We start from the raw sequence: 13,638 nt of genomic DNA on the forward strand, positions 1-13,638 counted from the left end.
AACATTAGTCAGGGGCTTTTCATATTAATGATCTACCTTCACGCGCTTCATAAAGAAAGCGCCAATCAAACCGATAATGGCAACAATCATTGCAAACACAAATGCGTGCTGTACACCCGCTGTCAAAGCTTGTGGGATGACTGCCGGATCGGCAGGGTTTTTAACTGTACTCATATAATCATGCTGGCCTGCAGCCATAATGCTGACCGCAACCGCTGTTCCGATAGCGCCGGCCATTTGCTGCAGCGTGTTCATAATGGCGGTGCCGTCTGGATAAAATTCACGCGGCAGTTGGTTTAAACCGTTTGTCTGTGCAGGCATCATGATCATAGAAATCCCGATCATCAAGCAGGTGTGCAGGATGATAATCAGCACAGCTGTTGAAGTGGTCGTTACATTTGAGAAGAACCATAGTACAACTGTGACAATCACAAATCCCGGAATGACAAGCCATTTCGGCCCGTATTTATCGAACAAGCGGCCTGTAACAGGGGACATAAATCCATTTAAAATACCGCCCGGCAAGAGAACAAGACCAGATGCAAATGCAGTCAGGACTAAGCCGCCTTGCAGATACATCGGCAGAAGCAGCATAGATGACAGAATGACCATCATACAAATGAACACCATGATCACACCCAAAATAAACATCGGGTATTTGAACGCACGGAGGTTCATCATCGGCTGCTTCATTGTCAGCTGGCGGATTGAAAATAGGATAAGGCCGACAACGCCGACAATCAGCGACACGATAACAGTCGGGCTGGACCATCCCCCGGAGCCTTCACCCGCGTTGCTGAATCCGAACACAATGCCGCCGAAGCCAATCGTCGACAGGATGATAGACAATACATCGATTTTCGGCTTTGTCGTTTCAGATACATTCTGCATATATGCGATACCGAACACAAGCGCCAGCACAAGGAATGGAAGAGAGATCCAGAAAATCCAGTGCCAGTTGAGGTGCTCCAGAACCAATCCTGAGAAAGTCGGGCCGATGGCGGGCGCGAACATAATGACAAGCCCGATCGTTCCCATTGCGGCGCCCCGTTTATGAGGCGGGAAAATCACCAAGATTGTGTTAAACATCAGCGGCAGTAAAAGACCGGTTCCAAGTGCCTGAACGATCCTTGCCGCCAATAAAAACGGGAAGCTTGGCGCGAGTGCCGCGATCAAGGTTCCTATAATTGAAAAGATTAGTGACACGGTAAAAAGCTGTCTTGTTGTGAACCACTGCAACAGCAGTCCTGAAACAGGAACAAGGATACCGAGTACAAGCAGGTAGCCCGTCGTTAACCATTGGACGGTTGCCGCTGTAATGTTCAATTCCTTCATAAGGTCGGTTAACGCAATATTCAGTGCTGTTTCACTGAACATGCCGATAAAACCGGCCAACAGCAAGGAAATCATAATCGGCATCACTTTGTATTGCTGAGATGCTTTAGCTGTTGTTTCCAAAATCATTTCCCCTCTCTATCAACTGCATGTAGTATGTCGTTTTTTTATCTCTTCAGCAGGTCAGGAATGCAGCTGGAGATATGAAGGAGCGGCGTACTGTTTTTTGCCGTCAAAGATAAAAGAATGCCGCCTTCAATCATCGCGTTAACCACAGTGCTGGCTTCTTTTGCACGGTTCTCGCTGCAGCCAGTCTGCCGCAGTTTTTCCTCATATACAGAGGCCCATTCTTTGTAGGCTTCATGACAGGCTTCGCGCAACGGTTCGCTTTTCAATGACGTCTCAGCCGCTAGCAAGCCCACAGGCAAGCCTTCAATGTCTTCCGTACATGAAAACTGGCAGGAGAGCTCCTTCAAAAAGGCTTGAATGCCTTCCGCTGGATCGGTGCAGGCTTCCATGCAGTCCGCGATTTTCTGACGGATATACTCCTTCATCTCATTTACGGCTTCGATCGCAAGCTGTTCTTTACCTCCGGGAAAGTGGTAGTAAAGAGAGCCTTTAGGCGCACCGCTTTCCTTTATAATCTGGTTCAGCCCCGTGCCGTAATACCCTTGCAGCTGAAAAAGCCGGGTAGCTGCCGAAAGGATTTTCTCACGGGAATCTCCATAACTCATAACATTCCCACCTTACTGAATTGCAATCAAAAATATAGTGACTGGTCTATTATCTTGATTCAATCATCAATTGTCAAGAAAAATTCATTGTATGAAAAGACAAAAAAAGAAGGATATGACAACAAAAAATACTGAGAGAAAAGCTGACTGATCTTTTGACTGAATAGATAAAATGTTCAATGATTAATCATCATATGGATGTAAGGAGAGAAATAGATGAAAAAACAACGAATGCTCGTACTTTTTACCGCACTATTGTTTGTTTTTACCGGATGTTCACATTCTCCTGAAACAAAAGAATCCCCGAAAGAAAAAACGCAGACACAAAAAGTCTCTTCGGCTTCTGCCTCTGAAAAAAAGGATCTGCCGAATATTAGAATTTTAGCGACAGGAGGCACGATAGCTGGTGCCGATCAATCGAAAACCTCAACAACTGAATATAAAGCAGGTGTTGTCGGCGTTGAATCACTGATCGAGGCAGTTCCAGAAATGAAAGACATTGCAAACGTCAGCGGCGAGCAGATTGTTAACGTCGGCAGCACAAATATTGATAATAAAATATTGCTGAAGCTGGCGAAACGCATCAACCATTTGCTCGCTTCAGATGATGTAGACGGAATCGTCGTGACTCATGGAACAGATACATTGGAGGAAACCGCTTATTTTTTAAATCTTACCGTGAAAAGTGATAAACCGGTTGTTATTGTCGGTTCGATGAGACCTTCCACAGCCATCAGCGCTGATGGGCCTTCTAACCTGTACAATGCAGTGAAAGTGGCAGGTGCCCCTGAGGCAAAAGGGAAAGGGACGCTTGTTGTTCTTAACGACCGGATTGCCTCAGCCCGATATGTCACCAAAACAAACACAACCACAACAGATACATTTAAATCAGAAGAAATGGGCTTCGTCGGAACAATTGCAGATGATATCTATTTTAATAATGAGATTACCCGTAAGCATACGAAGGACACGGATTTCTCGGTTTCTAATCTTGATGAGCTGCCGCAGGTTGACATTATCTATGGATACCAAAATGACGGAAGCTACCTGTTTGACGCTGCTGTAAAAGCCGGAGCAAAGGGGATTGTATTTGCCGGTTCTGGGAACGGGTCTTTATCTGACGCAGCCGAAAAAGGGGCGGACAGCGCAGTCAAAAAAGGCGTCACAGTGGTGCGCTCTACCCGCACGGGAAATGGTGTCGTCACACCAAACCAAGACTATGCGGAAAAGGACCTGCTGGCATCGAACTCTTTAAACCCCCAAAAAGCACGGATGTTGCTGATGCTTGCGCTTACCAAAACAAATGATCCTCAAAAAATCCAAGCTTATTTCAATGAGTATTGAAGAAAAGAAGGCGAATAAGCCTTCTTTTTTTTGGCTTTTTAGGACCAATAATGACCTCTGAATCTTAAAATTTCTTTAAAAATAAGCCAAAATTACCCTTTACTTAATTAATTTGGTAACGTAATATAATTGGAGAATTTGTTACAAAAAAAAGGAGGATATTATGAAATTTGTAAAAAGAAGGATCATTGCACTTGTAACAATTTTGATGCTGTCTGTTACATCGCTGTTTGCGTTGCAGCCGTCAGTAAAAGCCGCTGAACACAATCCAGTCGTTATGGTACACGGCATTGGAGGGGCATCATTCAATTTTGCGGGAATTAAGAGCTATCTCGTATCTCAGGGCTGGTCGCGGGACAAGCTGTATGCAGTTGATTTTTGGGACAAGACAGGCACAAATTATAACAATGGCCCGGTATTGTCACGATTTGTGCAAAAGGTTTTAGATGAAACGGGTGCGAAAAAAGTGGATATTGTCGCTCACAGTATGGGGGGCGCGAACACACTTTACTACATAAAAAATCTGGACGGCGGAAATAAAGTTGAAAACGTCGTGACGCTTGGCGGCGCCAACCGTTTGACGACAGGCAAGGCGCTTCCGGGAACAGATCCAAATCAAAAGATTTTATACACATCTATTTACAGCAGTGCCGATATGATTGTCATGAATTATTTATCAAGATTAGACGGTGCTAGAAACGTTCAAATCCATGGCGTTGGACACATCGGCCTTCTGTACAGCAGCCAAGTCAACAGCCTGATTAAAGAAGGGCTGAACGGCGGGGGCCAGAATACAAACTAATGAGATAAATAACCTTGAAGAGTCCTATTCTTCAAGGTTATTCTGCTTTTAGCACAATGGTTTTCGCCGCCATATCATGAACGGTTTGTTTTTTCTTCGTAAATGCGGCAGTCAAATAGATCAGGCGGGAGAACACATGCACCCACGCTATCAGGTAACGGACAATGGCTTGCGGGAAGGATATTTTTTTATATGTTTCGTCCCTCACGATTTGCAGCCCGATGATTTTTTTGCCCAGTGTGCCCTTCCAATTTGTCAGCGGCATCAGCAAAGGATACACAATCAGCATCAATATGGCGACAATAATGACACCGGCGGACCCATCGCCAAACGTAAATCCGGCTGCCAAAATCACTGCTGCGGCAATGATTACATCAAGTACAAGCGCGCAGGCGCGCAGCATGAAACCAGCTAGTTCCAATAGAAACACTCCTTAAAATGTTAAATAAATACCTAATGATTGTAAAAAAGAAGGGCCTAAAGTGGGAATAGGTGATAAGCCTTAAATCACAAAAGTTGGTGAAAATGTCATAGGTAAATTGGCATAATCAGCCAGCTTATCACATTACCAAATTCTTTTTTAGCCCGAAACCAAGCCCTCAGAAGTTATTTTTGTTAAAATAGAAAAGTTACAACAGAATTCGGAGGGTTTATTGTGGGAAAAGTGAAACGAAATGCCCCTTGCCCATGCGGCAGCGGCAAGAAATATAAAAAATGCTGCGGAAGTAAAGTTGTCGACTTCCCGGCGGAACTAGCGGCAAAAGAAGCGAAACAAATTCAGGAAGACTTAGTGGAGTATGCCTTCACAGTACATAGAGAAAGCATTTCAGGCTTTATCAACCAGCATGATTTTCTTTCTGCTATGGACAGACAGACGAAAGACATCAGCGTATTTAACTTAGGAATCTGGGGAATCTTCTTCCACCCGCTTGCTGGTGAGAAGACAATCTTCGAAGAGTACCTTCAGAAAAAAGGCGATTCGATCACTCGTCCGAAAACGCGTGAGATCGTAGAATCATGGCAGAGCATGACGCCTGCTTTATTGCTGCTGAAGGACCTGAAGGAAGGCATCATTCACTTTGAAGATGTGATTACGGCAAAACAATTCGAAGTGGAAATGGACGCCAGCAATCAAGACCTTCCTCCAGTGGGAAGCCTGATTCTTGGATACCCAATCCACGAAGCGGAAAAAGCAGAATTCTTCATGCAGTTCACGATCTTCCCGGTGAAGAGAACAGAAGCGCTGATCAGCAAGGTGAAGAAATATGCGGATGCCGCTGTGAAGGAAGGCAAAACGCCGGAGGACTTCATGAAGCAGGAATTCAACAACGTTCTGTTCGCGTTGTTAGCTGAGAAAGATGAAGAGCCACAAGCAGAGAAAGCGGAAGTAAGCACTGTTGAGTGGGCAAACGACTTGGAGAAAGAAACCGCTGCGGCTATTGAAGAAGGCATGAGCGGGGAAGAGTATCCGACTGAATTGATCCCAGCTGTTATTGACATCTGGAAAACATTCTGCGAGAAAAAATCACCTGTCATCAGAAAGCCGGAAGCTTTTGCTGCGGCAGTTGAATATTATGTAAACGCGATTTCTCTTAACGGCGCGTCTGTTTCTCAAGCTAAACTGGCGAAAAAATACGGCGTCAGCGCATCAACGATTTCCAGCCGTTACAAAGAAATTGAAAGCACGCTGCAAGATGAAGCAGATCGTTTTGCCCAAGCGTTATCCTCATAATGAAAAAAACCTTGAAAAGCCTGGCTTTTCAAGGTTTTTTATTTCTGAAACGGAATTTTGATTTCTAACCGGAAGACGGGGTGGCGGTAGGTAAAATCCAGCCTGCCAAAAGCGCTCTTCACCAGTTTTTGAATGATATATGTGCCCATGCCTTCATGAGCGCCGTTTTTCGTTGAGCGGCCAAACGATTGATAAATTGTATCGAGCACTTTTGGGGCCATCCCGGGAGTGCTGTTTTCACAAGTCAGTACATAAAGTCCGCTGCGCAGTGAAGTCTCCAGTTTAATCTCTGCTTTTTCTCGGGTCTCCGCCGCGCTGTCGAGCGCGTTTTCTAATATGTTGCCGACCAAGCTGACCTGATCAGCAGGCGAAAACGGAAGGGAAGAAAGCGGTGTATGCATATGCAGCGAAACACTCACATTCGAGGCGCGGGCTTTTTCTAAAAAATCATAAAGCACCCCTGCAACGTACGCGTTCTCTCCTTTCAAAAAACGGTCATATTGACTGTATTGATCCGCCCAGTTTTGAATATATGCTTGTGTATCTGCCTTGGGCTGAGCTGATTTGATTGCAGTGATATGTTTCATTGTGTCATGATTCCGGCTTCTCACATCAATCAGCATTTGATTGGCGTGCTGTTCAGCTTGCGTCAGCTTATCAATTTGATCAGAAAGCCTTGCCTGCAAAGCAGACTGTCCGATACGGAGCCCTTCACACCCTGCAAATATTACGATTACACATAATGCCTGCATGATGTCTGTGCCGATCAGCACCACTCCCGCCGACATCACTTGAATCACGGCAATCCATGCACAAAGCCCTGAGGAACAGTGTTTCCACACCCGCTTCGTATTCCAAATGTACAATCCTGCAGCAGCTGCGCCTAAAACAGCGGTGAGCCAAGAGACTGCTGTGCTGTGTGAAAGAGCAGCAGCTCCCTGATAACATATGAAACTAAATAAAACCAGATAAAGACATTGAAAAAGGGTAATCACGTTCCGAACTCCTCAAAAATAGTAGTTTTGAAAATAATCAAGCTGCTGCTTAGTGATCATCGCTTTTTTAGACGTTCCCTCAAAGGAAACTGTGAATGAATGCTTGGTATAAGCGGAAAAATGCTTTATGTAATGAATGTTGATAATAAAGGAACGATGCGAACGAAGAAAATCCTTTTCGGGCAGGTCGCCTTTAATATTATTTAATGTTTGATACGTTTGCACCTCTTCGGCGGTTGTCACAATCGTCGTCGAACGTCCCGTCCGTTCTGCGAAAATAATATCCTTCTTTTGCAGGACGTGCATTTCAGACTTTTGCTTTATCAATATACGCCCATTCAAACTCGTTTCCGTTTTCTTTTTCAAGTACCGGTCGAAGGAAGCGGCCAGACGGTCGGCATAGTACGGCTTCATAATATAATCATGGACGTTCAGGTCAAAGGCGTGAACCGCATAACCGCCGTGGCCGGTAACAAAAATCACATCCACATCAAGTGAATGGGATTTGATCAAATCAGCAAGCTCGTAGCCAGACATATGGGGCATCTCGATATCGGCAAGCAGCAGATCAATGTCTCCGTTCTTTACCCGCCTGTAGGCTTCCTTCGCTGAATCGGTGGAAAAGACAATTTCGACGTCCTGCATTCTGGACACGATCGCTTCCAGCTTCTCTAAATCTACTCGATAATCATCTACAAGTCCGACTTTTACCATTATCATTCCCCTAGTTACATAGAATCATCTTTATTCTATCCCATTTCACGACATAAAAAGAACTCTTCGCGACAACTTTATCCAACTAATCCAGCTTTTCGTATATAGTCATTACTAGAAATAAAGATAAGGGAGATTGTGACATGATAACACTGACCGATTGCAGCCGCAGGTTTCAGGATAAGAAAAAAGTAGTCAAAGCGGTGCGAGATGTAAGCTTAACAATTGAAAAAGGAGAAGTCGTCGGCATTCTCGGAGAAAACGGTGCCGGCAAAACCACGATGCTGAGAATGATTGCTTCCTTGCTTGAACCATCACAGGGTGTAATCACAGTAGACGGCTTTGACACGGTCAAGCAGCCGGCTGAGGTCAAAAAAAGAATCGGTGTCTTATTCGGAGGAGAAACCGGGCTTTACGACAGGATGACCGCTAAAGAAAATCTCCAATACTTCGGCAGGCTGTATGGGCTGAACCGCCACGAGATCAAAGCAAGAATAGAAGATTTATCGAAACGGTTCGGCATGCGCGATTATATGAACCGGAGAGTGGGCGGGTTTTCGAAAGGCATGAGGCAGAAAGTCGCCATTGCCAGAGCGCTGATTCACGATCCGGACATCATTTTATTTGATGAGCCGACAACTGGGCTTGATATTACGTCAAGCAACATCTTCCGCGAATTTATACAGCAGCTGAAAAGAGAACAAAAAACGATTCTTTTCTCCAGCCACATTATGGAGGAAGTGCAGGCGCTCTGTGACAGTGTCATCATGATTCACAGCGGAGAGGTGATTTACCGAGGGGCGCTTGAATCACTATACGAGAGCGAGCGCAGTGAGGATTTGAATTACATCTTTATGTCTAAGCTTGTCAGGGGGATTTCTTAAATGCTGAGCCATATTTATAAAAAAGAAATGATCGACGCTTTGCGCGACAGAAAAACGATTTTACTCACAATCTTAGTGCCGATGATTATGATGCTTGGACTTGTCTTCTTTTATGAAAGCATGCTGTCCGACAAAGGGGAGCAGTACACGCTGGCTGTCGGCCATTCGCTTCCGCCCGCACTGGAAAGCAAGCTTAATGAGATTGACGAAATCAGCGTAAAAACATTTGCAAAGCCTGAAGAGGCAGTTGATGAAGGAAAAGCAGATGCCTATCTGAACGTCCCGAAAGAGTTCGACTCATATGTCAACAGCATGACACCTTTTAAGATTGATGTTTACGGTAATTCAATCGATCAAGGGTCGTCAAATGCCATGCAGCTTGTGCAGTCTGCCTTAGATCAGTACAAAAATGAAATTGTGCAGCAACGTTTAACAAATAAGCATATTGATCAATCGGTGATCCAGCCGTTTACGATTCAGCAAAAGGAAGCGGATGAGGAGAAAGGGACTTCCGCTATTATGCTTTCCGCCATTCTGCCCATGCTGATTCTGACTTCCATTGTTTCCGGCGCAATGCCGATCGCTCTTGATATCATGGCCGGTGAAAAGGACCGGAAGTCAATCGAGGCGCTGCTATTAACGCCAGTCAGCAGAAACAAAGTGCTGGTCGGCAAGTGGCTTGCGGTTTCCACTTTTGCCGTGGCTTCAGGTGTATTGGCTTTGGTGTTTTTGATTTTGTCCACCGTGTTATTTACCGAAAATTTAAAAACGGCCTTCCAGCTGGGAGATCATATGTGGAGTGTAATCGGCGCTTCAGCCTTAATCATTGTGCTCTCTGCATTGCTGATCTCTGCGATGGAGCTTTTCATCAGCATCATGTCCAGCTCGGTAAAAGAAGCGCAAAGTTATATGTCTCTCGTCGTCTTTCTGCCTGTGTTCCCGATGTTTTTCATCTTCAGCAAGGCACCGAACCAATTTGACTTATCATACTTTCTCATCCCGTTTCTGAACCTGCATGCGTTATTTAAACAGCTTTTATTCGGGATGATTGACCCGGCTGCCATTATGTCTACGGCGGGAACCATCGCCGTGCTGATCGCCATCTTCTTTTTACTAGCCAGAGCCTGCTTCCTGAAAGACAAATGGGTTCTTCCAAAATAAACTTGCGAAAGGAGAAATACACTTTCTCCTTTTTGTATATCCTGAAAAAAGAAGGAAAATAGAAAAAGGATATCTAATACAAAAAGTGACCCTGCACTATTTTTCATCAAAATTGGTTTCAAAGGAGAAGGAACAATGGATCAAACACGTACACTCGGCAAAACGAAGCTGGAGGTGAAGCGGATCGGATTCGGCGCGAATGCGGTCGGCGGGCATAATCTATTTCCAAATCTAAATGATGAAACAGGGAAGGATTTAGTGCGCACGGCATTGGATGGCGGCGTCAACTTTATCGATACCGCCTTTATATATGGATTGGGGCGATCTGAAGAATTAATCGGCGAAGTCGTACAGGAACGCGGCGTGCGGAATGAGCTCATAATCGCCACCAAAGGAGCTCATAAAGAAGTGAACGGCAGCATTGAATTAGACAATAGCCGGGAGTTTCTTCGCAGCGAGGTGGAGAAGAGCCTGAAGCGGCTGAAAACAGATTACATTGATTTGTATTATGTTCACTTTCCGGATGGAAAAACACCTCTCGCTGAAGTGGCGGGCACTTTGAAAGAGCTGAAGGATGAGGGGAAAATCAAAGCGATCGGCGCTTCGAACCTCGATTATCAGCAATTGCAGGATTTTAATGCTGATGGCTATTTGGAGGTCTTCCAGGCCGAATATTCTCTCATACAGCGTGATGCCGAGAAAGAGCTTCTTCCATACTGTGAAAAACAAGGTATCTCCTTTATTCCTTACTTTCCGCTTGCGTCCGGACTGCTGACAGGAAAATTCACGCAAGACACAGTCTTTGATGATTTCAGAAAGGATAAACCTCAATTTCAGGGTGAAACGTTTATCCACAATCTCAAAAAAGTAGATAAGCTGAAAGCAGTAGCGGAGGAAAAACAAGCGGACACGGCACATGTCGCCTTGGCGTGGCTGTTAACGAGACCGGCGATTGATGTCATTATTCCAGGAGCTAAACGACCTGAGCAATTACAGGATAACCTGAAAACCCTGAACATTGAACTCACCAAAGATGAAGTGAATTTCATCAGCGACATTTTCAAATAAAAAAGGAAATAGCCTCCGAGGCTATTTCCTTTTGGTGTTTTATTCTTTGATGAATGCTTCGACTAATTCTGCTGCTCTGTAATCATCCATATCAAGCTGCCATTGGTCGATGTCATTTTTCTTCATTTTTACTTCGACTGTTTTTTCAGATGAAGCAGGTCCAAGCTTTTTAAATTCCTCAGGGTAGACTTGAAGCGCGTATTTCACTGCCTCTTCATAGCTGGCACTAGAGTTTTTACTGTAGTAGTCTTTCACTTTGTCTTCGATACGGTCTGAAAGAGATGATGCATCTACAGGTTTAACTGTGGCTTCAACAATTGCTTCGTCTTTAGAGATTGAAGTCGTTTTTGCTTGAATGGAAGAGTTTTTGCTTAATCCCTCTTTAATGCCGTTCACGATATTATCAAGCGCTTTGCTGTCCGCATATGTGCTGGAAAGGCCGGAAGCTGAGAGATAACCGTCTTTGGCTGATTCATTGAAATCATTTACAATTTCATTTTTGTTAGCGCCGGTGATTTTTTCGAAATCGGCGTTATCTTTGCCGAAAAGAAGGACATCAACATAAGCTGATAACGCTTTTGCAGAATCTTGGAGCTTATCTGCCGTCGCCAGGATTTTTTTGTCTTTTCCGTCAATTTTAAAAGTAACTGATTTTGGCTTTTTATCACCGTAAGATTCCGGCGTATAGTTGAGCTCGTATTGCTTGCCTTTATCTACAACGAAGAAAAGATTTCCTTCAACGGATTTGTCAGCGTTAATCGTGCTGCCTTGAAGCTTTTCGCTATAGTCTTCAGGGTCTGTGTCAGACATTTTGGTATCACCTTGATACAATGTGAAATCCATACTGTCTACATTCAGCGGGTCTTTTCCTGTGTTTTTCACCGCGACATTGACTTTTAACACAAGCTGGTCATCTGAAGTGGACTTATCATATTTAGACGGAAGCGTATAAGAGACATCCTTGATTTTGACTTGAGCTATATCTGAGCTTTTTTCTGTTTCTGATTCTTTCTTCTCCGCGCTTGTTTTGCTGCCGGAACAAGCAGCTGTAAACATCATCAGCAGAAGAATTAGGAAAACAGCGTACGTTTTTTTCTGAAACATTCATTTTTCCTCCTCAAATGGTTTAGGAAAGGGGAGTCTTTTGTCTTTGAGAAATGGATCTTTTTGAATGGATTAGCATCATATAACCAAAAAAATCAGTTCTTTTCTCACGGTTTTCACCGGATTTTCTGGAAACTCCGCCCTCCTTTGTCATGAATGGACCTATAAAAAGTTACAACGGAATTAATTTTAAGATTATTAGCTTTTATATTGAATAGGTTCATCATCCTATTTTTGGTGAAAAATGTTCTGGTAAAACTGGTAAACTCAGAAAACTGTGTATTTTAGACTATTACTTTTTGATTAGTTGGAGGGAACTTAAGAAGGATGAAAGGGGCTGCCTTTGTGAAGAAAGAGGGACTGAAACAAAAAGCACTGGAAATCGGCCGGGTGCCGACACACTTAAAACTGGAAATTGAAGATTATGGCGGTGATGATAAAAGAGTCTGTTTTTGTTGGACAGATCCTCAGGATGAGAATATCGGCATTATCGTGGAGCTTGGACCGGACGGGGAGCTGGAATCCCTTTCCCGTGATATTGAGCCTGAAAGCGGAGAAAGGCTGTCTGAGGAGAAACTAGAGGATATCATTTGCCAATTTGTCGAGACTCATCATCCGGGGGCACTCTCTGCCTTTGTTCGTGAAGAAAATGACCGTGCATACGGCGATAAAGTGAGATTTTCATATGTTCAAATGAAGGCTGGGCTTCCTCTCCCCATGAGCGGATTTATGGCTGATGTTTCCTTATCAGGTGAGATCGTTTACTTCCGCTATTACGGCGAAGCAGGCAGCGTCATCAAGCCAAAGAGGGTCGCGGATGTTGAAGAGGCACTTGCCTTTATCAAAAAGGACGTGGAGTTCGACCCTTTGTTTGAGGTTCTCCATCGTTCTGTTTACAAAAATGGAGATGATCAGCCGCATTTGGTGTATGAGCCTGAATGTAGGGCGATTACCGTACCTGCGGATTTGGTTCAAGAACAAGGAGGAGTTGATGATGACGATGATTACAGGGAGCCGGAGAGCTTTCCTCTCCCTTTATTCGAGGGCATCCGCGAAAAGGCCGATCCTGACAGCATGATTGGTATTGAAAATGGGTTTGTCAAAGAGCGGGAAGCGGATTTGGGAGATGGGAGAATCGGAATCGTTTGGCGGAATCCGGATGACCCTGTGTATCAGCCGGCGGATAAAAGCATGGACAGCTGGTTTAAGGGACGGACTCATCAAGTGCTGAAAACCATCTATAACAAAGAAACCGGAAAACTCGAAGGCGTCATGTCATTTATGGAGGAAAAAGGGCCGCTGACAGTAACTTTGGCAGAGTGCGAAAAAATCGCGCTTCGCTTTCTGTTTGCTTTATTTCCGAATGCCGATCAATATTTTAGGATCAGATACGATGAAAAGGATGAAGAAGAAAACGCAGTCGCTGTTTTTACATTTGAAGCGCATTGTCACGGAGTTCCGATCCGATTTGGGCAGATCAAAATTTGTGTCAGCCGCCAGACAGGGTATATCACCGTTTATATGGGACCGGATATTGACCCAAATGAGCTGGCAACCATTGATCCTGTGCCGGCCATTTCAGTTGAACAAGCCAAGGCTATCTTTTGGCAGCATTTTAAAGTTGAGCTTGGCTGGGAAAGAGAGTACGGAGATGATGAAGAACACAGCTACCGGCTCGTCTATAAGCCGGTGTATCCGCGTTTTATCGATGCACATACAGGAGAGCCTGTCTTCAGCTCATGGTAAAACAGCCAAAAGTCACGCA

General features: G+C 44.5%; 14 protein-coding genes. 7 read left to right on the top strand and 7 right to left on the bottom strand.

Going from position 1 to position 13,638, the window contains the following annotated elements:
• Positions 1 to 24: 24 nt before the first annotated feature.
• Positions 25 to 1,464, bottom strand: a complete 1,440-nt coding sequence (gene lmr(B), locus SB658_RS14660) for a lincomycin efflux MFS transporter Lmr(B) (protein WP_032728901.1) — start codon at positions 1,462 to 1,464, stop codon at positions 25 to 27.
• A 38-nt stretch (positions 1,465 to 1,502) separates the two neighbouring features.
• Entirely contained in the window at positions 1,503 to 2,069 is a 567-nt protein-coding gene (gene lmrA / locus SB658_RS14665) for a transcriptional regulator LmrA (RefSeq protein WP_029317230.1), read from the bottom strand.
• Between the two features lie 216 nt (positions 2,070 to 2,285).
• On the opposite strand from lmrA, the gene ansZ reads away from it, so the two are divergent.
• Together ansZ and estA are read left to right on the top strand one after the other, a co-directional pair.
• Positions 2,286 to 3,413, top strand: coding sequence for an asparaginase AnsZ (ansZ, locus tag SB658_RS14670; protein ID WP_029726973.1), 1,128 nt, complete (start codon positions 2,286 to 2,288; stop codon positions 3,411 to 3,413).
• 163 nt (positions 3,414 to 3,576) lie between these two features.
• On the top strand, positions 3,577 to 4,215 hold the full coding sequence (estA, locus tag SB658_RS14675) for a lipase EstA (protein ID WP_003234767.1): 639 nt from the start codon (positions 3,577 to 3,579) through the stop codon (positions 4,213 to 4,215).
• A 37-nt stretch (positions 4,216 to 4,252) separates the two neighbouring features.
• On the opposite strand, the gene SB658_RS14680 is transcribed toward estA, so the two are convergent.
• Positions 4,253 to 4,636, bottom strand: coding sequence for an RDD family protein (locus SB658_RS14680; protein ID WP_015715192.1), 384 nt, complete (start codon positions 4,634 to 4,636; stop codon positions 4,253 to 4,255).
• A gap of 234 nt (positions 4,637 to 4,870) precedes the next feature.
• Between SB658_RS14680 and SB658_RS14685 the strand changes: the two genes are divergently transcribed.
• Positions 4,871 to 5,947 carry a helix-turn-helix domain-containing protein gene (locus SB658_RS14685; protein WP_003234762.1) on the top strand — a complete coding sequence of 359 codons (1,077 nt, stop codon included), beginning with the start codon at positions 4,871 to 4,873 and terminating at the stop codon, positions 5,945 to 5,947.
• A gap of 38 nt (positions 5,948 to 5,985) precedes the next feature.
• Here SB658_RS14685 and natK read toward each other — a convergent pair whose 3' ends face one another.
• Positions 5,986 to 6,942 (bottom strand): two-component system sensor histidine kinase NatK, encoded by a 957-nt coding sequence (gene natK / locus SB658_RS14690; RefSeq protein WP_085186700.1) that lies wholly within the window; start codon positions 6,940 to 6,942, stop codon positions 5,986 to 5,988.
• Between the two features lie 12 nt (positions 6,943 to 6,954).
• On the bottom strand, positions 6,955 to 7,656 hold the full coding sequence (gene natR, locus SB658_RS14695) for a two-component system response regulator NatR (protein WP_097080588.1): 702 nt from the start codon (positions 7,654 to 7,656) through the stop codon (positions 6,955 to 6,957).
• Between the two features lie 143 nt (positions 7,657 to 7,799).
• Between natR and natA the strand changes: the two genes are divergently transcribed.
• The 3 genes from natA (at position 7,800) to SB658_RS14710 (ending at position 10,769) form a co-directional block, all read left to right on the top strand.
• On the top strand, positions 7,800 to 8,540 hold the full coding sequence (natA, locus tag SB658_RS14700; protein ID WP_015252894.1) for a sodium ABC transporter ATP-binding protein NatA: 741 nt from the start codon (positions 7,800 to 7,802) through the stop codon (positions 8,538 to 8,540).
• Positions 8,541 to 9,701, top strand: coding sequence for a sodium ABC transporter permease NatB (gene natB / locus SB658_RS14705; RefSeq protein WP_086343412.1), 1,161 nt, complete (start codon positions 8,541 to 8,543; stop codon positions 9,699 to 9,701).
• A gap of 135 nt (positions 9,702 to 9,836) precedes the next feature.
• Entirely contained in the window at positions 9,837 to 10,769 is a 933-nt protein-coding gene (locus SB658_RS14710; RefSeq protein ID WP_085186704.1) for an aldo/keto reductase, read from the top strand.
• A gap of 39 nt (positions 10,770 to 10,808) precedes the next feature.
• On the opposite strand, the gene SB658_RS14715 is transcribed toward SB658_RS14710, so the two are convergent.
• Together SB658_RS14715 and SB658_RS14720 are read right to left on the bottom strand one after the other, a co-directional pair.
• Positions 10,809 to 11,873 (bottom strand): DUF4352 domain-containing protein, encoded by a 1,065-nt coding sequence (locus tag SB658_RS14715; protein WP_003234750.1) that lies wholly within the window; start codon positions 11,871 to 11,873, stop codon positions 10,809 to 10,811.
• Positions 11,874 to 11,895: 22 nt separating this feature from the next.
• Positions 11,896 to 12,027: a hypothetical protein gene (locus SB658_RS14720; RefSeq protein WP_003246334.1), complete on the bottom strand. Its 132-nt coding sequence runs from the start codon at positions 12,025 to 12,027 to the stop codon at positions 11,896 to 11,898.
• Between the two features lie 173 nt (positions 12,028 to 12,200).
• Between SB658_RS14720 and SB658_RS14725 the strand changes: the two genes are divergently transcribed.
• Positions 12,201 to 13,619 (top strand): YcdB/YcdC domain-containing protein, encoded by a 1,419-nt coding sequence (locus tag SB658_RS14725; RefSeq protein WP_085186706.1) that lies wholly within the window; start codon positions 12,201 to 12,203, stop codon positions 13,617 to 13,619.
• Positions 13,620 to 13,638: the final 19 nt, after the last annotated feature.

The organism is Bacillus sp. SIMBA_008, assembly GCF_046535495.1.
GTDB lineage: Bacteria > Bacillota > Bacilli > Bacillales > Bacillaceae > Bacillus > Bacillus subtilis.